Below are 20696 nucleotides of genomic sequence, written 5' to 3' on the forward strand. Positions count from 1 at the left end.
TATTTTTTTCAAGACTTATATCAGATCTATATTGTATATTAGATTGTATAAATAAAGGGGAAATTAGATATTATTTCTTTAATTATAGATCTTTTATAGAAAACTATCTAAGATTACTCATGAATGTCACAGTGGAAGAAAACCATATTACACAGGATGTATTTTTACAGTTTAAAAAAAAATTTATATCAGAATTTAGTAGTGAACTAATATTAACTGAAGATGAATATTCGCTAATAAGAAGTGAGTATAGAAAATCATGTGAATATGTTCATGGTGGAGATATTTTAAATGATGATTTAATTTTTGTTTTTGATGATTTCAGAAATAAAAAAATGAATAATAAAAGGAAGAAAATAGAAAAAATTAAACAAATTTTAAAAATATTTAATCGTTTATTACTTTTCGAGAATTATAATTTTATTAATGGGAAATTTCATCGTAGAAAAATATCACTCGAGTATTTATGTGGGAAACACTATAGAAATCAATTGGATTCTATTGTTGAAAATAGAGGATTAAACAAATACAGTAAACAGGAGAAAACAATGTCTAAGAAATTAACATTTCAAGAAATTATTTTGACTTTGCAACAATTTTGGAATGACCAAGGTTGTATGCTTATGCAGGCTTATGATAATGAAAAAGGTGCGGGGACAATGAGTCCTTACACTTTCCTTCGTGCTATTGGACCTGAGCCGTGGAATGCAGCGTATGTAGAGCCATCACGTCGTCCAGCAGACGGTCGTTACGGGGAAAATCCAAACCGTCTTTACCAACACCATCAATTCCAAGTGGTGATGAAACCATCACCATCAAACATTCAAGAGCTCTACCTAGAGTCATTGGAAAAATTGGGTATCAATCCTTTGGAACACGATATTCGTTTTGTTGAGGATAACTGGGAAAACCCATCAACTGGTTCAGCTGGTCTTGGTTGGGAAGTTTGGCTTGATGGTATGGAAATCACTCAGTTCACTTATTTCCAACAAGTTGGTGGATTGGCAACTGGCCCTGTGACTGCGGAAGTTACCTATGGTTTGGAGCGTTTGGCTTCTTACATCCAAGAAGTAGACTCTGTCTATGATATCGAGTGGGCTGATGGTGTAAAATACGGAGAAATCTTTATCCAGCCTGAGTATGAGCACTCAAAATATTCGTTTGAAATTTCTGACCAAGAAATGTTGTTGGAAAACTTTGATAAGTTTGAAAAAGAAGCTGGTCGTGCTTTGGAAGAAGGTTTGGTTCACCCTGCCTATGACTATGTTCTCAAATGTTCACACACCTTTAACCTGCTTGACGCGCGTGGTGCAGTATCTGTAACAGAGCGTGCAGGCTATATTGCCCGTATCCGTAACTTGGCCCGTGTCGTAGCCAAAACATTTGTCGCAGAACGCAAACGCCTAGGCTACCCACTTTTGGATGAAGCAACACGAGCTAAACTCTTAGCAGAAGACGCAGAATAGTGAGTAATACTGTGCTCTAAAATCGTTAGAGGCAAGTCGAAGACTTGCTAGAGGGATATGCACCGCCGTACAGTTATGTGGGGATTTTTGAAACCTTAGGTTCAAAAATCAGTCAGCTAAATCCACTTTGATGAGACTGTTGGAAATCTTGATCAATTTTGCATTAGATTTCCATACAGACTCACAAAGTTAGTTAGCGACGTCCCCAGTACCTAAGGTGCATATCAAAAAAGATTGAAGAAAATGTAAAGGAAAAAACATGACAAAAAACTTATTAGTAGAACTCGGTCTTGAAGAATTACCAGCCTATGTTGTCACACCAAGTGAAAAACAACTAGGCGAAAAAATGGCAACTTTCCTCAAGGAAAACCGCCTGTCTTTTGAAGCTGTTCAAACCTTCTCAACACCACGTCGTTTGGCTGTTCGTGTAACTGGTCTTGCAGACAAACAGTCTGATTTGACAGAAGATTTTAAGGGGCCAGCAAAGAAAATTGCCTTGGATAGTGATGGAAACTTCACCAAAGCAGCTCAAGGATTTGTCCGTGGAAAAGGCTTGACGGTTGAAGATATCGAATTCCGTGAAATCAAGGGTGAAGAATATGTCTATGTTACCAAGGAAGAAATCGGTCAAGCAGTTGAAGCCATTGTCCCTGGTGTTGTAGATGTCTTGAAGTCCTTGACTTTCCCTGTCAGCATGCACTGGGCTAACAACACCTTTGAATACATCCGCCCTGTTCACACTTTAACTGTTCTTTTAGATGAAGAAGAGTTTGATTTGGATTTCCTTGATATCAAGGGAGATCGTGTCAGCCGTGGTCATCGTTTCTTGGGACAAGAAACTAAGATTCAGTCAGCATTGAGCTATGAAGAAGATCTTCGTGCACAGTTTGTAATCGCAGATCCACGTGAACGTGAGCAAATGATTGTTGACCAAATCAAAGCAATCGAAGCTGAGCATGGTGTACATATCGAAATTGATGCGGACTTGCTTAATGAAGTCTTGAACTTGGTTGAATACCCAACTGCCTTTATGGGAAGTTTTGATGCCAAATACCTTGAAGTTCCAGAAGAAGTCTTGGTAACTTCGATGAAGGAACACCAACGTTACTTTGTTGTTCGTGATCAAGATGGAAAACTCTTGTCAAACTTCATTTCTGTTCGTAACGGAAACGCAGAGCATTTGGAAAATGTCATCAAAGGAAATGAAAAAGTTTTGGTAGCTCGTTTGGAAGACGGAGAATTCTTCTGGCGTGAAGACCAAAAATTGGTTATTTCAGATCTTGTTGAAAAATTAAACAATGTAACCTTCCATGAGAAAATTGGTTCCCTTCGTGAACACATGATTCGTACGGGTCAGATTGCTATTCTCTTGGCAGAAAAAGCAGGTTTGTCAGTGGATGAAACAGTTGACCTAGCTCGCGCAGCTGCCATTTACAAGTTTGACTTGTTAACAGGTATGGTTGGTGAATTTGATGAGCTCCAAGGAATTATGGGTGAGAAATATGCCCTTCTTGCTAGGGAAACTCCAGCAGTTGCAACAGCTATTCGTGAACACTACATGCCTACATCAGCTGAAGGAGAGCTTCCAGAGAGCAAGGTCGGTGCAGTGCTTGCCATTGCAGACAAATTGGATACGATTTTGAGTTTCTTCTCAGTAGGTTTGATTCCATCAGGTTCTAATGACCCTTATGCCCTTCGTCGTGCGACCCAAGGTGTTGTTCGTATCTTGGATGCCTTTGGTTGGCACATTGCTATGGATGAGCTGATTGATAGCCTTTATACATTGAAATTTGACAGCTTGACTTATGAAAATAAAGCTGAAGTTATGGACTTTATCAAGGCTCGTGTTGATAAGATGATGGGTTCTACTCCAAAAGACATCAAGGAAGCCGTTCTTGCAGGATCAAACTTTGTTGTGGCGGATATGTTGGAAGCGGCAAGTGCTCTCGTAGAAGCGAGCAAGGAAGAAGACTTCAAACCATCTGTTGAATCGCTTTCTCGTGCCTTTAACTTGGCTGAGAAGGCAGAAGGAGTTGCTACAGTTGATTCAGCTCTCTTTGAAAATGAGCAAGAAAAAGCTTTGGCAGAAGCAGTAGAATCACTCGTTTTGTCAGGAACTGCCAGTCAACAATTGAAACAGCTCTTTGCGCTTAGTCCAGTTATTGATGCTTTCTTTGAGAACACCATGGTAATGGCAGAAGATCAGGCTGTTCGTCAAAATCGATTGGCTATCTTGTCTCATTTAACTCAAAAAGCAGCTAAACTTGCACGTTTTAACCAAATTAACACTAAATAAAATTTGATAAACGGACTTTATCTTATCACAAAGGAGAAGAAATGGATCAGAAAAAAATTGATCGTATCAATGAGCTTGCTAAAAAGAAAAAAGCAGAAGGCTTGACACCAGAAGAAAAAGTGGAACAAGCTAAACTACGTGAGGAGTACATCGAAGGTTATCGTCGCTCTGTTCGTCACCACATTGAGGGAATCAAAATTGTGGACGAAGAAGGAAACGATGTTACACCAGAGAAACTACGTCAAGTCCAACGTGAAAAAGGTTTACATGGCCGTAGTCTTGATGACCCAAATTCATAATAAATATTCTTTCTTTTAATAAGGATAGATAAAATAATAACCAAAAGACTATCATACATAAATGAGCTGCACCTCAAAAGTTAGAGCTAGAAAATCTAACTTTTGAGGTGTTTTATTATGGAATTGAGTTATATAGTGAATTGAAATAAGATACGAACAAAAAGATTAGTGAATTCAAATTAATTTCTATACAGGTTTTAGAATCATTTGTGTACTATTCTAGATTCAATCCATTATAAATATATGCTCTAAAATGATGGACTCTAAGTCTTCTATCGTCAAGAAAAATCATCAAATCCCTCGTATTATTGTCATTTAGTTTAAAAAAAGCGCCCCAAACATTCAAAAATATTTGGAACTTCCCTTAATAAATCAGTCACTTTCTTCTTCAAAATATCTCAAACTTGCTTAATAGGATTCAAATCTGGTGAATAAGGTGGTAGAGGTAAGAAAAAGTGTTTATCTTGAATGCAAAGTTCATCCAAAATGTTCTTGGGATGAAAACTAGCATTGCCCATGACAATAACATGAGATGTCTTCAAAGCAGGCAGGAGTTGCGTTTTGAACCACTTCATAAAGAAGTCACTCGTCATGCTTTCCTTGTAAACCATGGGAGTTATAAACTCTCCGTCTACTTGTCCTGTAACAATTGAAGTCCGCTCAAAACGCCGTCCGCTAATCTTTTCATAGACTTTCTCCCCTCTAGGAGCCCGTGCATAAGGACGATAGAAGTAGAGATCAATTCCCGTTTCGTCAATATATACGATTGGTAAGTCTTTTAGGTTATCCAAAATATCAAGAAATTCAGCGACTTTCTCTGGATTTTGTTCCTTAAAGCTAGTCGTCTTTTTTAAAGTGACCTTAATCTGCTTTAAAGCTACCCATACTGGAGGAACAGCACAATCAAAATGTGCCGCAATTTCCCGTAAAAAAGCGTCTTGATGAGCCTCTACAAAGGCTTTTAATTCTTCTAAAGAGATCTTCCGCTTTTTGACGACTCGCTTTTTCCTCTCTAAGTGTCCTTGTTCACGTCTTTCTTTTCCCACGTGAAGAGAGTTCTGACGCTAACATCAAAAACTTTGGATGCCTTGGCATGGCTGTGTCCTTCTTTGATGTAATCTAAATGCCATAGCTTTATTATAAGCTGCTTATTTTAAACTAAGCAACTATACCATCCAATCTAAGGAATTGTGAAGAGCTACAGTAGTTGTCCCAAATTTCTTCTGAATTTTCTTTGGTTTATTGCTATCTAGTGGACCATCTAGAATACAACAAACGATAGACTTTAGTGGACATCAATTCCACACCACGTTTCAATCATAACTTCCATTATAAAAACCTCCTGTTAACTATTTGAACAATAGAACAAGAGGCTAATTGTAAGATATTTTCATGCTCAAAGCATATTCGAGTTATTTCATGACTCTTGTTCATCCAGTTTTTTTTAGAGGCTAGGAAAAAACCTATTAAACACCACGGATTGGTATTGTTCATCTTCATTATAAGATAAACTTCTTTTTCTGTCATGAGTTAGCAGGCTCTGCCTGCTTAGAATTTTTTATGAACTTGGTTTGCTTTTTAAAACACTCGATACACATAGGGATTTTCTGGTTTATCGACTTTGGTAAAGCTGTCGATTTCCAAAGTTGGGAGATTTTGTTTGAGTTCTTTATGGTAGTGATTGACCAGTTTTCCTTTGGCTGTTATCCAGGTGTTGTTCTCATACTGCCGGGTATTTCCCTTGGTCAGTAATCCATAGACACCCGAATCTGCGATACAGTGAATAATGCCGAAGCGGAACAGAAATTGACTATTGGCATGACTGGGGTCGTTATAGACAAAGCCTGTGAACTGGACTGTCTTACCCTCAAACTCATCTGGATAGTCGTAGATAGCCTCCATGACTTCCATGTAGTTTTCATTAGTGATCTGAATGCTATCTTGGGACAAGTATTTATCCGCCGCTGTTCGCATCTCCTTTTCATAGGCTGATTTTGAAAAATAAGAACTGGTATCTGGTTTCAAATATTGGCTTGTCGTCCCTTCACTTGTCTGAATGGCTTGATCCGTTCCTTCTGATAAGGGGAAATGATAGCCTTTGGCAGAAACGGTCTGAGAATCCAAGCTAACAGTTGGAAAAGTTAAACCGACGACAATAGGAATAGCCAGAAGAGCAACACTAGTAACCTTCGCTAATCGGCTGTTCAAATGACTGTGGGTTTTGACTTGCTTCATCCAGATGTACAATTGAACAATAGCCAAGATAAAGGAAAGCACCATGGAAATATAGGCCAGATAGGAATAGTGCATGTTGATGTACTGGTTTAATTTACCCGACAGATGGAGATAAATGGTCAATTCAAAATAGCCAGCTAAAACTAAAAATCGAATCATAGGATGACTCCAATCAAGAGAGAATAGACTAAGACAACGAGTGTCACAATCATAATGAAATGACTGATAAATCGTGCTTTCAAGTAATTTTTCATCATGAGAATATTTTTGATATCCAGCATTGGGCCAATGACGAGAAAGGCCAAAACTGGTGCTAAGCCGAAACTTGAGAGAAGAGAAGCACCGATAAAGGCATCCGCCTCACTGCAGAGAGAGAGAAGAAAGGCCAAAAGCATCAAGAGCAAGATGGCAAAAAGAGGGGTTGCACTGATAGAGGTCAGAATCCGTGTCGGAACATAGACCTGTATAACAGAGGCGAAGAGACAACCAAATACCAAATAACGCCCCGTATCAAAAAATTCATCAATGGCTTGCACAAAGACCTGAAAAACTTTTTTTGCAGGGGTCAAGTGAGAAAAATCATGTTCATGACAGGCCAACCGATTTTCTTTTTGAATCGGTTCTTGCCAGAAAAATCCTAGAAAAATCCCTAGTATTACAGCTACAAGAATGGAACCTAGAGCTCGTAACAGGGCGATATGGAAGGAATTGCCAAAGGCAGAATAGGTCGCAAAGAGAACAATAGGATTGATAACAGGCGCTGTTACGAGAAAGGGAACAGCCGTGTAACTGGGAACCTTCTTTTCCAGAAAACGATTGATAATGGGGACAATTCCACATTCACAAGAGGGAAAAAGAATCCCGACGAAGGTGCCAAAAAAGATTCTCCCCCAACGATTTCGAGGGAGAAAATGATAAACCTTGTCAGGTGTGATATAGACCTCAATCAGCCCTGAGAGAATACTTCCTATCAGAACGAAGGGTAGGGCTTCAATGATTATAGAGAGAAAAATAGCCCCAGTCTGAAGCACACTAGATGGGAGTTGTTGGAAAGCAGTCATCTAGTTTTTCTTTTCTGCTTTGGCTTTTTTCTCTTTGTCATCAGGGAAAGTGACCTGCTTCAAATCAGGGAGTTTCGCAAACTCTTCAAACATCTTGTCCAAGTCGTCTCGTTTTGTAAATTTTACAGCCATAGGTGTACCTCGATTCTAAATTCTACCTCTATTATACTATTATTTTGAGGAAAAGGGAAAAGTTAAAATTGAGTATCTAACGAATAATAGAGCTTTATAAATCCTGATTAAGTCTGGTAGATTGAGAAAGTTTGACAAAAAAGTAGATAGTGCTAGAATAACGTTAACGAAAGACATTTGAGGGCAGAAAGGTTCCTGCCGCACCTTGAAAAAGGTATCTGAGATGCTGGGTACACCGAGCAGCCAAGTGTCCGTTATTTCAAATGAGGGAGCTTAAATGCTCCTTTTTTGTTTAAAAATTTCAAAAAAGATTATCCCCACCGTAAGCTCAGGTTTGCGATTTTTTATTTGCTCTGAAAATTGATTCGTTAACTTCAATAAATAGCTTTATAAAGCGTTTTGTAAAAAATAAAAACAGTGCAATTAATCACTGATCCTTTTGTAAACTATTAGAATTAAATTGCAACCTTCTCAATGAATAGAATATTGAAATGAAGCAAATTTATTCCCCATATATTGTTTTTAAATACTGTAAGAGCTAATTTGAAACGTTTAGCTTATGGTATAATAGATTTATGGATAAAAAATATGAAAAAATCTCCCAGGATTTGGGAGTGACGTTAAAGCAAATCGATACCGTTCTAAGTTTGACAGCAGAAGGGGCGACTATTCCCTTTATCGCGCGTTATCGTAAGGACATGACTGGTAGTCTGGATGAGGTGGCGATTAAGGCCATTATTGACTTGGATAAAAGTCTGACAAATCTCAACGACCGTAAGGAAGCTGTTTTAGCTAAGATTCAAGAACAAGGCAAGTTGACCAAGGAATTGGAAGAAGCTATCTTAGCTGCTGAAAAATTAGCAGATGTAGAAGAACTCTATCTTCCATACAAGGAAAAACGTCGGACCAAGGCAACCATTGCCCGTGAAGCCGGACTCTTCCCACTTGCTCGCTTAATCTTGCAGAATGTAGCGGACTTAGAGAAGGAAGCTGAAAAGTTTGTCTGTGAAGGATTTGCGACTGGTAAGGAAGCATTGTCTGGTGCAGTTGATATTTTGGTTGAAGCCTTATCGGAAGATGTGACCTTGCGTTCCATGACTTATCAGGAAGTGCTGAGACACTCCAAACTCACTTCCCAAGTCAAAGATGAAAGTCTTGATGAAAAACAGGTTTTTCAGATTTATTATGATTTTTCTGAGACAGTTGGAAATATGCAAGGTTATCGTACCTTAGCCCTCAATCGTGGGGAGAAACTTGGTGTCTTGAAGGTCGGTTTTGAACATGCGACGGACCGTATTCTTGCCTTCTTTGCTGCTCGTTTCAAGGTCAAAAACACCTATATTGATGAAGTGGTTCAGCAATCTGTTAAGAAAAAAGTCTTGCCTGCTATCGAGCGCCGTATTCGGACAGAACTAACTGAAAAGGCAGAAGAAGGAGCTATCCAACTCTTTTCTGACAACCTGCGCAATCTCCTCTTGGTTGCTCCACTGAAAGGGCGCGTGGTTCTAGGATTTGACCCTGCCTTTCGTACAGGTGCTAAGCTAGCTGTCGTGGATGCAACAGGAAAAATGCTGACAACTCAGGTCGTTTATCCTGTCAAACCAGCATCAGCTCGTCAAATCGAAGAAGCCAGGAAAGATTTGGCAGATTTGATTGGTCAATACGGTGTAGAGATTATTGCCATCGGAAATGGAACGGCCAGTCGTGAAAGTGAAGCCTTTGTGGCGGAAGTTCTGAAAGATTTTCCTGAAGTCAGCTATGTCATTGTCAATGAAAGTGGTGCTTCGGTCTATTCTGCCAGTGAACTTGCCCGTCAGGAGTTTCCAGACTTGACCGTTGAAAAACGCTCAGCTATTTCTATCGCCCGTCGTTTGCAAGATCCTCTTGCGGAATTGGTCAAAATCGATCCTAAGTCAATCGGTGTCGGCCAGTACCAGCATGATGTCAGTCAGAAGAAACTTTCTGAAAGTCTGGACTTTGTTGTCGATACAGTGGTTAACCAAGTCGGTGTCAATGTCAATACAGCCAGCCCAGCTCTTCTCTCCCATGTCGCTGGACTCAATAAAACCATTTCTGAAAATATCGTCAAGTATCGTGAAGAAGAAGGAAAAATCACTTCACGCGCTCAAATCAAGAAGGTTCCTCGTCTTGGTGCCAAGGCTTTTGAACAGGCAGCTGGTTTCCTTCGTATCCCTGAAAGTAGCAATATCCTTGATAATACAGGAGTTCACCCAGAAAATTACACTGCTGTTAAGGAGCTCTTCAAACGCTTGGATATCAAGGACTTGAATGAAGAGGCCCAAGGCAAACTCAAGTCGCTATCAATCAAGGAAATGGCGCAAGAGCTAGACCTTGGTCCAGAAACTCTTAAAGATATCATTGCAGATCTTCTCAAACCAGGTCGAGATTTCCGTGATTCCTTTGACGCACCTGTGCTTCGCCAAGATGTCCTAGATATCAAGGATTTAGTGGTTGGTCAGAAGCTAGAGGGTGTGGTGCGTAATGTAGTTGACTTTGGTGCCTTCGTTGACATTGGAATTCACGAAGACGGCTTGATTCACATTTCCCACATGAGTCGCAAGTTTATCAAACACCCTAGTCAAGTGGTGTCAGTTGGAGATTTGGTGACCGTTTGGGTCAAGAAAATTGATACTGAACGTGAAAAAGTCAATCTGTCGCTCCTCGCTCCAAATGAAACTGACTGATTACGTCAAGCAGGTTTCACTAAAAGACTTCGGCAGACCTTTTATCCATCAAGCTCAGTGGAATTCTCGTCTACGTTCGACAGGTGGGCGATTTTTCCCAAAAGATGGGCATTTGGATTTTAATCCCAAGGTTTATCAGGAACTGGGTTTAGACGTTTTTAGGAAAATTGTTCGCCATGAACTCTGTCACTATCACCTCTATTTTCAAGGGAAGGGCTATCAACACAAGGATCGGGATTTTAAGGAACTGTTGAAAGCAGTGGATGGATTACGCTTTGTGCCCTCCTTGACAAATAGCCACTCTAAACCACTCAAGCTTTATCGTTGCCAATCCTGCCAGCAAAGGTATTATCGCAAGCGAAGGATTGATACCAAACGCTATCGCTGTGGACTTTGTCGAGGTAAATTGCTACTAATAAATCAGCCTGAGGACTGATGAAAGCCGAGCCTACCCGTGATATACTATGTCTAACCTAGCAGAAAGAGGTAATACCATGAACAGTAAATTTTATAAAATGAGAAGAAATCGCATGATTTCAGGAGTTCTGGCAGGTCTGTCAGATAAGTGGAACTTTGATGTTACCCTTGTTCGTTTTCTGTTTGCCATTTTTACAATCGCAAACTTTGGACTTGGCGTGATTATCTATATCATCCTAGCTTCTATCATGCCAACCAAGGAAGAAATCGAAGCAGAAATGTACGGAACAGGCCCACGTAAACGCAAAGAGGCCCAAGCCATTGACGATAATGAAGGCTGGTTTTGGTGAGCTACTTAGCTAATAAGACAATAGTTGCTTACACATTTAAGGATTTTTCTGTACATGGATAATAGCCTTCCACAAAAGATTTGGAATAAGCAAGAAGCTTTAAATCAATAGTCTAAACTGCTTGATTTAAAGCTTTTTTACTTTTAATAAGATTTTCCCAGCTTCATCTGTAAACCAAAAATATTATTTTAAACTCAGGTTTTCTAATCTGATTTTTCATGCTGAGACAATACATTTTTTGAAAAATGGTGGATGCTGATAACAACTGATAGCCAGCAAATAGCATAAGCAGTAGCTGTAAATTCTGTACCGATAAAGTATGTTTTTTCAAGTAAGAGCTGACCGATGAATGGAGAGAGGAGATAGAGAATTCCGATGAGTATATGTTCTTTATGTTTCATTAAAGCGCACCTTCTTTCCTTATAGGTTGAACGACTTGCAAGTGTTAAATTTAATGGTATGTTATCTAGGTAAGCTTACTCAAATGTTAGTTTCCGCTTCCTCCTTTCCAAAGTAAGCCTTTTCACACTTATATTTTACAATTTTTAAAATAGGAAGTCAAATCATTTTCTAAGTAATTTTGCCTACATTTCCCCCAATCTTACAAAAATGTAAGATTAAAGTCTCTTTTGTAAGGTTAGATTATGGCAAGCGGTCTTTTTTTGATGTAAACTAGACTCATAAAGAACAAAGGAGTAACATCATGAAACAAATCTTACAGAAGAAAACAAGAAAACCAAGCCATAAAGATATCGAGCGTGTTCAACTGGGATGCGCTATGATGCAAGCAACATTTCATTTGATGGGATATTAAGAAAGGAGATTCTCATGACACTTTTAGATGTAAAACACGTTCAAAAAATTTATAAAACTCGTTTTCAGGGCAACCAAGTAGAAGCCCTCAAGGATATTCACTTTACCGTCGAAAAGGGTGACTACGTTGCCATCATGGGTGAGTCTGGTTCTGGTAAATCAACCTTGCTCAATATTCTAGCTATGCTGGATAAGCCAAGTCGTGGTCAGGTTTACTTGAATGGAACTGACACAGCAACCATTAAAAATTCACAGGCCTCTAGCTTCCGTCGTGAAAAGTTGGGCTTTGTCTTCCAAGACTTTAACTTGCTAGATACTCTATCTGTTAAGGACAATATCTTGCTTCCTCTTGTCTTGTCAAGAAGACCTATTACGGAAATGATGAAGAAATTGGTGGTGACAGCTGAGAATCTAGGCATCAACCAATTGCAAGAGAAGTACCCTTACGAGATTTCTGGTGGTCAGAAACAGCGTGTAGCAGTAGCCCGCGCCATCATCACAGAACCTGAAATTCTCCTTGCGGATGAGCCAACAGGTGCCCTTGATTCCAAGTCCTCTGCAGCCTTACTTGATGTCTTTGATGAAATCAATGAGCGTGGCCAAACCATCCTCATGGTAACCCACTCAACAGCAGCAGCTAGCAGAGCTAAACGTGTACTCTTTATCAAGGACGGCATTCTTTACAACCAAATCTACCGAGGAGAGAAGACAGAACGTCAGATGTTCCAAGAAATCTCTGATACCTTGACTGTCATGGCAAGCGAGGTGAATTAGTATGTTTCGATTAACCAATAAGTTAGCGGTATCGAACTTGATTAAAAACCGCAAACTCTACTATCCTTTTGCGCTGGCTGTTCTCTTGGCAGTCACCGTCACCTATCTCTTTTACTCTCTAACCTTTAATCCTAAGATTGCGGAAATCCGTGGAGGAAACACCATTCAAGCTACTCTAGGATTTGGTATGTTCGTCGTCACCCTTGCGTCAGCCATTATCGTCCTCTATGCCAATAGTTTTGTTATGAAGAACCGTTCCAAGGAACTGGGAATTTATGGCATGCTGGGCTTGGAGAAACGCCACCTGATCAGTATGACCTTTAAGGAGTTGATACTATTTGGAATTTTAACCGTTGGTGCAGGTATCGGTATTGGAGCCTTGTTTGATAAGTTGATTTTCGCTTTCCTACTCAAACTGATGAAATTAAAGGTAGAACTAGTCGCTACCTTCCAGATGAAAGTTGTCATTGCAGTACTTGTTGTCTTCGGTTTGATTTTCCTAAGTCTCATGTTCCTGAATGCTCTTCGAATCGCCCGTATGAATGCCCTTCAGCTCTCACGTGAGAAAGCTAGTGGTGAGAAAAAAGGTCGTTTCCTACCTCTCCAAACGATTCTTGGTTCGATTAGTTTAGGGATTGGCTATTATCTTGCCCTTACGGTAAAAGATCCTCTTACAGCCTTAACAACCTTCTTCATAGCTGTTTTGCTGGTTATCTTTGGTACTTATCTCTTGTTTAATGCAGGAATTACAGTCTTCCTACAAATCTTAAAGAAAAATAAGAAATACTATTACCAACCTAATAACCTCATCTCTGTTTCCAACTTGATTTTCCGTATGAAGAAAAATGCGGTTGGACTAGCAACCATCGCTATCTTGTCAACAATGGTTTTGGTAACCATGTCAGCAGCGACAAGCATTTTCAATTCCGCAGAAAGCTTTAAAAAAGTTCTAAATCCTCATGATTTTGGAGTTTCAGGGCAAAATGTTGAAAAAGAAGACTTGGACAAACTCTTGAGCCAGTTTGCAAGTGACAAAGGTTATAAGATTAAAGAGAAAGAAGTGATTCGTTATACTTACTTTGGTGTTGCAAACCAAGAAGGAAATAAGTTAACACTTTTTGAAAAAGGACAAAATCGTGTCCAACCCACAACAGTTTTCATGGTATTTGACCAAAAAGATTATGAAAACATGACTGGTCAAAAACTGTCTCTATCAGGAAATGAGGTCGGACTCTTTGCAAAGAATGAGGGAGTTAAAGAACAGAAAACTCTAACTCTGAATGATCATCAATTTTCTGTAAAAGAAGAATTTAATAAAGATTTTATTGTCAACCATGTCCCAAATCAGTTTAATATTTTGACTGCTGATTACAATTATCTTGTTGTACCTGATTTGCAAGCCTTTTTGGATCAATTCCCAGATTCGGCTATCTATAATCAGTTTTACGGTGGTATGAATGTAAATGCCAGTGAAGAAGAACAACTCAAGGTCGCTGACGAGTATGATAAATACCTCGATCAATTTAATGCTCAATTAAACACGGAAGGTAGCTATGTTTATGGTAGTAATTTATCAGATGCTAGTACTCAGATGAGTGCCCTCTTTGGTGGTGTCTTCTTTATCGGTATTTTCCTATCCATTATCTTTATGGTCGGAACTGTTCTGGTCATCTACTACAAACAAATTTCTGAAGGCTACGAAGACCGTGAGCGCTTTATTATCTTGCAGAAAGTTGGTTTAGATCAAAAGCAAATCAAGCAAACCATCAACAAACAGGTTTTAACTGTTTTCTTCCTTCCTTTACTCTTTGCCTTCCTACATCTAGCCTTTGCCTACCATATGCTTAGTCTGATTTTAAAAGTGATTGGTGTACTGGATACGACTATGATGTTGATTGTGACCTTGTCTATCTGCGCTATCTTCCTCATCGCCTATGTGCTGATTTTCATGATTACTTCAAGAAGTTATCGCAAGATTGTGCAAATGTAAAAAAAGATACCTCGACTTCAAAATCGAGGTATTTCTTGTATTCTAAATGCTGAAAAGTTGTCCTAGCAGAAAGGTAACTCCCATGGTTAAAAGACCAATAGCAAGGTTCCGAATCATAGCTGTTTTGGTTGGGACTTTTCCAAGTTTGGCACTAGTGTAACCAGTGAGAAGAAGGGCCACACCGACGATAAGGACAGTAGCAGGGATGCGGTAATCACTTGGGAAAATGGTCACTGACAGCATTGGTGGTAAGCTACCAAGGAAAAAAGAAATAAAGCTAGAAATGGCAGCGTGCCAAGGATTGGTAAATTCTTCATACTCTATCCCATATTTTTCCTCTACCAGAGCCTTGAGTGGATTTTTAAGAAAGGCCTTGTTGGTCAAGAGTTGAGCAGAGGTTTCACATTCTCCATTTTGGATATAAGCTACATAGAGAGACTTTTTTGCTAGTTCCATATCTTGGTCTAGCAAGAGTTTCTCACGCGCAACGGCTGCTTCCTCGGTATCTTTTTGAGTTGAAACGGATACATATTCTCCACCAGCCATTGAAAAGGCACCGGCCAAAATAGCTGCAAAACCTGATAAAAAAATAATCCAGATATTGCTCGTAGCACTAGCAACCCCAATAACCACACCAGCAATGGAAATAATCCCATCGTTAGCACCAAGAACACCAGCACGCAGGATATTTAAACGACCTGCAAAATTTGAATCGATTTCGTGATTTGTTTCTGACATACTATTCTCCTTTTTATCCAGTATAAAGGAAAAATATAAGGAAATCAATCTTTTAAAAGTATCTGAAAAAAGTTGCACGATTTTAATTTTACGAGCTTTTTTTAAAAGTTAGAAACACCACTAGCTAGTAGAGAAGGATAAAAGAAAAGCAAAGCTGATAGATTAGTCCTTTTTCTAGTTATCTATGGTATAATAGGAGGTAGATTTACTAATCGGAGTAAGAAATATTTTATGATTAAACTAGTAGCAACAGATATCGGTATAAGTAAATTGATACAATAGAATATAAAGAAAGCCTTGGAAAAAAGTTGTTTTAAGGATTTTTACTGTCTATAGATAGAAGGAAATGGGTATCAGAAATACTTTGATTCTATGGAGACACCCTTGATTTGTTAAACGTTAAATTGTATGTTTCCAAAGTCAATCATCTTGAGACAGTATAAACGTATGTTATAAAATGCTATAATCATTCATAATATTTAATTTTAAATTACTGTATGCGAGGAATGGAATATGCCAAAATCATTTGATGAATTTTACTTTTACACTGCGGATAAGAAAGAAGATATTCAGATTTTAAATGATTATTTTGTAAAATATAAAAATCTAGGAATTTATCAAGATAATATGTTCTGCCCAGAGTGTAAACAAGCAGAGTTATCTTACATCCCTAAGACTTCACAAAGGAGAGCACATTTAAAAAGAAAGACTAGTTCTAAACACACTAATTGGTGCTCTTATCAATTTGATTATGCTAGCAAAGAGTATATAGAGGAATATTTTAAAAATCTTCGTGATGACCAAATTAAAGATAAGCTTGATGCCATGATGAGAAGTCTTTTTTTAAAAAAAGAATATTTGCCTCAAACACCGATAGCTCTAGGAGATTCTAGTGATGAAAATCCTGTAGTTCTGACAAGAAAGGTTGAAAGACAAGTACATCATAAATCTTTAAGAAGAAAAAGTATTGAAAAATGGCTAGATAAAGAACTTGAAGATGAACTTCATCTTTTCTATGGTAAAGTACGTTTAAGCATTTCAGAATGGCATAATGAACAAGGATATACTCTTTATTTTTTGAATATTTTTTGTAAGGATTCGAATAGGAAATGGAAAAAGAAAGCAAGTATATATCTTGGTGATAAAGTTTTGCTTAAAGTTGAAGAAGATACAGATTATTATTTAGTTGCAATTGGTCATTTAGATTTTTCAAAAGGATTTCCTCCAAAACTGAAGTTGGCAAGTAGACAAGCTTTCTCCATTGAGAAAGTTTTATGATAAGCAGAGGTGTAAAATGGCTTGGGTTGAATATTTAATTGATAGTTTAAAGAGAATTTTCTTAAAAAAGTCTATATCTGATTTTGAAAACGAAACAGAAAATGGAGAGGAAGGATATGATTCTAGATTTAATGATTCTACTTCAGAAGAACGAGGGATCAATATTAAAACGTATTATGAAAATTGGGAGAATCAGACATTTGAATCTCTATTACAAGAGCATGGCTGTGTAGAATTAAAATTGCTGATTAATAATAATGAAATTTCTGAGAGTTTTAGTTTTTGTAATATTGGAATAAACTATAGTATTACCAAAACTGCAGATTTTAATTTCAGGTATAGAAGTATTAGTGTGCTACCTAAGTATAGAGAAAGAGGTGTATGTAGCTACTTGCTATTAAAATCAATTATTGTAGTTTTAGAAACACTAGAAAACAAAAATGTAGAATTTTCTTTAGTAAATACAGTAAAAATTGAAATTGAAGACAGATTTTCAATTTACGATTCTATTTTAACGGAAAAAATACCTAATAAAAATATGCAATATAGGGTATTTTTATCTGAAAATAGAGATACTGATTTAGCACAGTTAAGGGAAATGTACAATAGCAAACTAGAAAAAATAACTGCTAATTTAAAATTTGCTTAGTATGAAAGTATCGATCTAGTCATCATTTAATCAATATTTCATCTGAAAGAAATTATTTAGTTCACATAAAGTGTGTTGTTCTGCTTGAAAAATTGAGAGACTTTGAAACAATAAAACATGCTATAATAGTTGCAGAAAGGTTGGTATTTATGGCTAGGATATTGGTTATTGAAGACAATAGTGACATTCAAGAGATTTTACGAACACTTCTTACTGAGGAGCATGAGGTGATTCAAGCCTTTTCAGGAACTGAAGGAATCATGCGTTTTGACCAAGGTGGGATTGAACTCGTTTTGCTAGATATCATGCTTCCTGGGAAAAATGGGGATCAGGTTTTAAAAGCTATCAGGGAAGAAAGTCAAACTCCAATCATTATGCTAACAGCTTTGAGCGATAAGAAGTTAATCAGTCAATACCTCTTAGACGGTGCCAATGATTACATAGTGAAACCTTTTGATTTGGACGAAGTCTTTGCTAGAGTTACTGTTCAGTTACGTCAAAGTGCAGAAAAACAGCCTATGGAAATAGGAAAAATTGAAAATCTGCCACAAAACTTGAAAAATATCCAGTTTGATTCAGAAAGTTTTGAAATCAAAAATAGCCAGGAAACGATTCGCCTTGCCAAGAAAGAATGCTTGATTCTCCAGACTCTCCTTAAACATCCTAAGAAAATTTTCACCAAGGAAGAACTTTATGAATTGGTCTGGGAGGATAGCTACCTACCTGGAGATAATACCCTCAATACGCATTTGAGTAATCTTCGTAAAAAATTAAACCAGCTTGACCCAAATCAAGAATATATTGAAACCATTTGGGGAGTTGGGGTAAGATTAAAAGGAGACAAGCAATGACCTACATAATAATCTTTGTTCTATTGGTACTCCTGATTATTTTATCTATTGCATTGATTCGATACCATCTAGCACTTAAAAACTTGAGTCAACAGATTGAAGATAAGATTCTTACAGGTAGTATGAAAAGAGTCGAAGTCAGCATTTTTTCCAAAGATTTTTTACATCTCTACCAGCAGATTGAGAATCTATTTCAGGAAGTGGAACAATCTCGACTGGTTATGAAAAGGGAAAAGCAGACTCTAGATATGGCCATTAGCAATATCGCCCATGACATTCGGACGCCTCTGACTATCGCTTCAGGCTACACGCAACAATTGATAAAGTCTCCTGAAGACAAAGCAGAAACCTTACAAAAAATAGCCCAGCATCTTGATTTAGTTTCTAAACGTTTGGAGGCTCTTCTAGAATATCGTCGTTTGATGGAAGGGGCTGTCAAACCGAAACTGGAAGAAGTGGATCTTTCAGCTTTTATCACCAAAAAGACTCTGGCTTATTATGATGTTTTTCAAGTGGCAAATATCACGCTTGATTTTAAGGTCGAAGTTGGTCTGAAAATGAGGACTGATGAAGAGTTGCTGGATCGAATTTTACAAAATCTGCTTGGAAATGTCCTCAAGCATGGCAAGGAAGAAGCGCGTCTATCTTTGAGAAAGGAACAGGAACAGCTTGTCTTAGAGATTGCAAACCTTGTCAAACAGCCCATCAAAAGAATAGAGAATCTCAGCAATCGTTTTTATTCTGAAAATCTATCAGACACAGAAGAATCTTCTGGTTTAGGCCTTTATATCACTGAGGAATTATGTCATCTTCTCGGTGCAGAGATGAAACTAAGCACAGATGGACAGTGGTTGTCGGTTTGCATTTACTTTTAACGAAATAAACCTCCTCTGTAGGCTAGAGGAGGTCATTTTTTATAGACTTTTCTTTTTGAAAACTGCCAGTCCACTTAGATTAAAGATTACAATAACAGCTAAGGTAACTATAAGTGTATAGAAAATGGATTCACTATTAGCAGTCATAGCATAGAAAAACTGCAATGATAAATATGGCAAAATTTTGATACTTGGGAAAATGAGCATTGGCATAGAAAGTAAGATAGAGCTGACCAAATAACCAATAAATACCGCAATATAAGAATGACTAACATAGAGGATGAAGGAAACAATGGAAAGCCAAGCAAGGAGGCAAAGGAATTGAAGGGAAATGGTTATCAGTAGATTTCCAATAAAGTCTTCAGGCATGGTTCCAAATCCATTTAAGATCGTTGCTGGAATAAAGGCAATCACAAGGCTAATGATGACTTGCAAAAGTGCAATAGAAGCCAATACAAAGGCTTTGGCAAGGAAAAACTCGGTACGAGAGACACCCACTGTTAAATTATTTTTATAGAGTTTGCCGATTAAATCAACTCCAAGAACGAGGCAGGCTAGGACGATGCAGAGAAAAACGAGGTTTGAACCTTGACTAGATGCGTTAATCAGGGCTTGTACACCATCCCAACCATGGGTTGGAATTTCTGGCTCTTCTGTCTGGATTGCCATCAGATGGCCAGTAGCTCCAATACTTGCGCCCATTAGCATGAGAGAAAAGAGAATGAACTCTGTAATCCAAAAACCTTTGGAGCGGAAAAGACGGTAAAAGTCTGCTTGAATGGTATGTATCATGATTTTTCTCCTATTCGACCAATTGGGTGAAGTATTCTTCTAGGTTTTGACGAGCATAGTAAATCTCGTCAATGGCAACATCTGCCAAGGTTAATTCCTTAAGAATCTGTTTGACATCTTGTTCCTGACCAAAGATGTGGATTTCATTCTCAGGATTGACAACCTTGAACTGGAGCTGGATTTGTTCTTTCAATACTTGACAAGCTTTCTCTTGGTCGGCTGTCTTAAGCACAATATAATCCTCACTTAGTGTTTCAAATTCAGCTTTGCTGATTTCACGGATAATCTTGCCTTGATCTAAAATACCAAAACGATTAGCTAGGAGATAGAGTTCTGACAAGATATGGCTAGAGATGAGAATGGTTATTCCTTTTTCTTGATTGAGCCGTTGAATCATGAGTCGAAATTCTTTAATACCGATTGGGTCGAGGCCGTTGATAGGTTCATCTAAGATCAGGAAGTCTGGTTTGGATAGGAGGGCAATGGCGATGCCAAGTCTTTGTTTCATTCCTAGCGAGAAATCACGAAAGACTTTTTTACCTGTATCTGTCAAACCTACATAGTCTAGGGTTTCTCGAATGACTTGATCAGCATTTGGAATATGGCGAATCATACAATAATATTTCAGATTTTGATAGGCTGTTAAGTGATTATGAGCTACGGGTGATTCGATAACAGAACCTACTCGAGATAGAGCCTTGGTCCACTCATTTTCCGATTGACTAGAAAAGAGGGAAACAGTTCCTTTATCCGCAAACAGTAGCTGCGTAATGATTTTTATCAAGGTGGTTTTCCCAGCTCCATTCTTCCCGATAAGTCCATAAATATCTCCCTCTCTTATCGTTAGATGAAGATCCTGAAGGATAGCTTGTTTGTCGAAGTTTTTGGACAATCCATGAATATCAAGTACTGTTTTCATGATTCTCTCCTTTTGATTTATTTTGTTAACTTTAGTATAAAGCATAGAAATCAAAG

19 protein-coding genes and 1 pseudogene are annotated in these 20696 nt (G+C 38.1%); 12 read left to right on the top strand and 8 right to left on the bottom strand.

The annotated features are described in order from the left end of the window. Nucleotides 1–548: 548 nt before the first annotated feature. The 3 genes from glyQ (at nt 549) to CYK16_RS04435 (ending at nt 4061) form a co-directional block, all read left to right on the top strand. Nucleotides 549–1466: a glycine--tRNA ligase subunit alpha gene (glyQ, locus tag CYK16_RS04425; RefSeq protein ID WP_000038733.1), complete on the top strand. Its 918-nt coding sequence runs from the start codon at nt 549–551 to the stop codon at nt 1464–1466. 259 nt (nt 1467–1725) lie between these two features. After that, the gene (gene glyS, locus CYK16_RS04430) at nt 1726–3762 is read left to right on the top strand and encodes a glycine--tRNA ligase subunit beta (protein WP_060805518.1); all 2037 of its coding nucleotides are present in this window, start codon (nt 1726–1728) and stop codon (nt 3760–3762) included. A 41-nt stretch (nt 3763–3803) separates the two neighbouring features. Next, entirely contained in the window at nt 3804–4061 is a 258-nt protein-coding gene (locus CYK16_RS04435; protein ID WP_000372163.1) for a DUF896 family protein, read from the top strand. 320 nt (nt 4062–4381) lie between these two features. Here CYK16_RS04435 and CYK16_RS10800 read toward each other — a convergent pair. The 4 genes and pseudogenes from CYK16_RS10800 to CYK16_RS10865 all read right to left on the bottom strand — a co-directional run bounded on the left by CYK16_RS10800 (nt 4382) and on the right by CYK16_RS10865 (nt 7489). Further along, nucleotides 4382–5202 (bottom strand): annotated as a pseudogene (locus CYK16_RS10800) (IS630 family transposase). 437 nt (nt 5203–5639) lie between these two features. Beyond that, nucleotides 5640–6455, bottom strand: coding sequence for a TIGR03943 family putative permease subunit (locus CYK16_RS04445; protein WP_060805517.1), 816 nt, complete (start codon nt 6453–6455; stop codon nt 5640–5642). Continuing rightward, nucleotides 6452–7357, bottom strand: coding sequence for a permease (locus CYK16_RS04450; protein WP_060805516.1), 906 nt, complete (start codon nt 7355–7357; stop codon nt 6452–6454). Before CYK16_RS04450 ends, CYK16_RS04445 begins: the two co-directional genes overlap by 4 nt. After that, nucleotides 7358–7489, bottom strand: coding sequence for an SPJ_0845 family protein (locus CYK16_RS10865; protein ID WP_000268685.1), 132 nt, complete (start codon nt 7487–7489; stop codon nt 7358–7360). It abuts the gene before it with no gap. A 575-nt stretch (nt 7490–8064) separates the two neighbouring features. On the opposite strand from CYK16_RS10865, the gene CYK16_RS04460 reads away from it, so the two are divergent. From CYK16_RS04460 to CYK16_RS04470, 3 genes are read left to right on the top strand one after another with little or no spacing between them, the layout of a single operon-like run. Next, the gene (locus CYK16_RS04460; protein ID WP_060805515.1) at nt 8065–10194 is read left to right on the top strand and encodes a Tex family protein; all 2130 of its coding nucleotides are present in this window, start codon (nt 8065–8067) and stop codon (nt 10192–10194) included. Beyond that, nucleotides 10181–10630 carry a SprT family protein gene (locus tag CYK16_RS04465; protein WP_060805514.1) on the top strand — a complete coding sequence of 150 codons (450 nt, stop codon included), beginning with the start codon at nt 10181–10183 and terminating at the stop codon, nt 10628–10630. The genes CYK16_RS04460 and CYK16_RS04465 overlap by 14 nt, the downstream gene beginning before the upstream one ends. Before the next feature lie 58 nt (nt 10631–10688). Beyond that, the gene (locus CYK16_RS04470) at nt 10689–10961 is read left to right on the top strand and encodes a PspC domain-containing protein (RefSeq protein WP_060805513.1); all 273 of its coding nucleotides are present in this window, start codon (nt 10689–10691) and stop codon (nt 10959–10961) included. A 203-nt stretch (nt 10962–11164) separates the two neighbouring features. Here the strand turns inward: CYK16_RS04470 and CYK16_RS04475 are convergent, their stop codons facing one another. Next, entirely contained in the window at nt 11165–11362 is a 198-nt protein-coding gene (locus tag CYK16_RS04475) for a hypothetical protein (protein ID WP_060805512.1), read from the bottom strand. Nucleotides 11363–11789: 427 nt separating this feature from the next. Between CYK16_RS04475 and CYK16_RS04480 the strand changes: the two genes are divergently transcribed. Together CYK16_RS04480 and CYK16_RS04485 are read left to right on the top strand one after the other, a co-directional pair. Further along, entirely contained in the window at nt 11790–12548 is a 759-nt protein-coding gene (locus CYK16_RS04480) for an ABC transporter ATP-binding protein (RefSeq protein WP_000173358.1), read from the top strand. Between the two features lies 1 nt (nt 12549). Next, a complete protein-coding gene (locus CYK16_RS04485; protein WP_060805511.1) occupies nt 12550–14538 on the top strand; it encodes an ABC transporter permease in 1989 nt (662 codons plus the stop codon). Nucleotides 14539–14580: 42 nt separating this feature from the next. Here the strand turns inward: CYK16_RS04485 and CYK16_RS04490 are convergent, their stop codons facing one another. Next, a complete protein-coding gene (locus CYK16_RS04490) occupies nt 14581–15276 on the bottom strand; it encodes a VIT1/CCC1 transporter family protein (RefSeq protein ID WP_101776700.1) in 696 nt (231 codons plus the stop codon). A 513-nt stretch (nt 15277–15789) separates the two neighbouring features. On the opposite strand from CYK16_RS04490, the gene CYK16_RS04495 reads away from it, so the two are divergent. From CYK16_RS04495 to CYK16_RS04510, 4 genes are all read left to right on the top strand, one after another. Beyond that, nucleotides 15790–16554 (top strand): hypothetical protein, encoded by a 765-nt coding sequence (locus tag CYK16_RS04495; RefSeq protein WP_060805509.1) that lies wholly within the window; start codon nt 15790–15792, stop codon nt 16552–16554. A 16-nt stretch (nt 16555–16570) separates the two neighbouring features. After that, on the top strand, nt 16571–17203 hold the full coding sequence (locus CYK16_RS04500) for a hypothetical protein (protein ID WP_060805508.1): 633 nt from the start codon (nt 16571–16573) through the stop codon (nt 17201–17203). 149 nt (nt 17204–17352) lie between these two features. Beyond that, nucleotides 17353–18054, top strand: a complete 702-nt coding sequence (locus CYK16_RS04505) for a response regulator transcription factor (protein WP_101776701.1) — start codon at nt 17353–17355, stop codon at nt 18052–18054. Next, nucleotides 18051–18929 (top strand): sensor histidine kinase, encoded by an 879-nt coding sequence (locus CYK16_RS04510; protein ID WP_101776702.1) that lies wholly within the window; start codon nt 18051–18053, stop codon nt 18927–18929. The genes CYK16_RS04505 and CYK16_RS04510 overlap by 4 nt, the downstream gene beginning before the upstream one ends. Nucleotides 18930–18968: 39 nt before the next feature. On the opposite strand, the gene CYK16_RS04515 is transcribed toward CYK16_RS04510, so the two are convergent. Beyond that, nucleotides 18969–19721: an ABC transporter permease gene (locus tag CYK16_RS04515; RefSeq protein ID WP_101776703.1), complete on the bottom strand. Its 753-nt coding sequence runs from the start codon at nt 19719–19721 to the stop codon at nt 18969–18971. A gap of 10 nt (nt 19722–19731) precedes the next feature. Further along, nucleotides 19732–20640: an ABC transporter ATP-binding protein gene (locus CYK16_RS04520; RefSeq protein ID WP_050390250.1), complete on the bottom strand. Its 909-nt coding sequence runs from the start codon at nt 20638–20640 to the stop codon at nt 19732–19734. Nucleotides 20641–20696 lie beyond the last annotated feature (56 nt).

Source organism: Streptococcus oralis subsp. dentisani (genome assembly GCF_002860905.1).
GTDB classification, from domain to species: Bacteria; Bacillota; Bacilli; order Lactobacillales; family Streptococcaceae; genus Streptococcus; species Streptococcus oralis_BA.

Excerpts from the sequence above, each read along its gene's own strand:
- glyQ (WP_000038733.1), top strand. The coding sequence starts at position 549 with ATGTCTAAGAAATTAACATTTCAAGAAATTATTTTGACTTTGCAACAA.
- glyS (WP_060805518.1), top strand. The coding sequence starts at position 1,726 with ATGACAAAAAACTTATTAGTAGAACTCGGTCTTGAAGAATTACCAGCC.
- CYK16_RS04435 (WP_000372163.1), top strand. The coding sequence starts at position 3,804 with ATGGATCAGAAAAAAATTGATCGTATCAATGAGCTTGCTAAAAAGAAA.
- CYK16_RS04445 (WP_060805517.1), bottom strand. The coding sequence starts at position 6,455 with ATGATTCGATTTTTAGTTTTAGCTGGCTATTTTGAATTGACCATTTAT.
- CYK16_RS04450 (WP_060805516.1), bottom strand. The coding sequence starts at position 7,357 with ATGACTGCTTTCCAACAACTCCCATCTAGTGTGCTTCAGACTGGGGCT.
- CYK16_RS10865 (WP_000268685.1), bottom strand. The coding sequence starts at position 7,489 with ATGGCTGTAAAATTTACAAAACGAGACGACTTGGACAAGATGTTTGAA.
- CYK16_RS04460 (WP_060805515.1), top strand. The coding sequence starts at position 8,065 with ATGGATAAAAAATATGAAAAAATCTCCCAGGATTTGGGAGTGACGTTA.
- CYK16_RS04465 (WP_060805514.1), top strand. The coding sequence starts at position 10,181 with ATGAAACTGACTGATTACGTCAAGCAGGTTTCACTAAAAGACTTCGGC.
- CYK16_RS04470 (WP_060805513.1), top strand. The coding sequence starts at position 10,689 with ATGAACAGTAAATTTTATAAAATGAGAAGAAATCGCATGATTTCAGGA.
- CYK16_RS04475 (WP_060805512.1), bottom strand. The coding sequence starts at position 11,362 with ATGAAACATAAAGAACATATACTCATCGGAATTCTCTATCTCCTCTCT.
- CYK16_RS04480 (WP_000173358.1), top strand. The coding sequence starts at position 11,790 with ATGACACTTTTAGATGTAAAACACGTTCAAAAAATTTATAAAACTCGT.
- CYK16_RS04485 (WP_060805511.1), top strand. The coding sequence starts at position 12,550 with ATGTTTCGATTAACCAATAAGTTAGCGGTATCGAACTTGATTAAAAAC.
- CYK16_RS04490 (WP_101776700.1), bottom strand. The coding sequence starts at position 15,276 with ATGTCAGAAACAAATCACGAAATCGATTCAAATTTTGCAGGTCGTTTA.
- CYK16_RS04495 (WP_060805509.1), top strand. The coding sequence starts at position 15,790 with ATGCCAAAATCATTTGATGAATTTTACTTTTACACTGCGGATAAGAAA.
- CYK16_RS04500 (WP_060805508.1), top strand. The coding sequence starts at position 16,571 with ATGGCTTGGGTTGAATATTTAATTGATAGTTTAAAGAGAATTTTCTTA.
- CYK16_RS04505 (WP_101776701.1), top strand. The coding sequence starts at position 17,353 with ATGGCTAGGATATTGGTTATTGAAGACAATAGTGACATTCAAGAGATT.
- CYK16_RS04510 (WP_101776702.1), top strand. The coding sequence starts at position 18,051 with ATGACCTACATAATAATCTTTGTTCTATTGGTACTCCTGATTATTTTA.
- CYK16_RS04515 (WP_101776703.1), bottom strand. The coding sequence starts at position 19,721 with ATGATACATACCATTCAAGCAGACTTTTACCGTCTTTTCCGCTCCAAA.
- CYK16_RS04520 (WP_050390250.1), bottom strand. The coding sequence starts at position 20,640 with ATGAAAACAGTACTTGATATTCATGGATTGTCCAAAAACTTCGACAAA.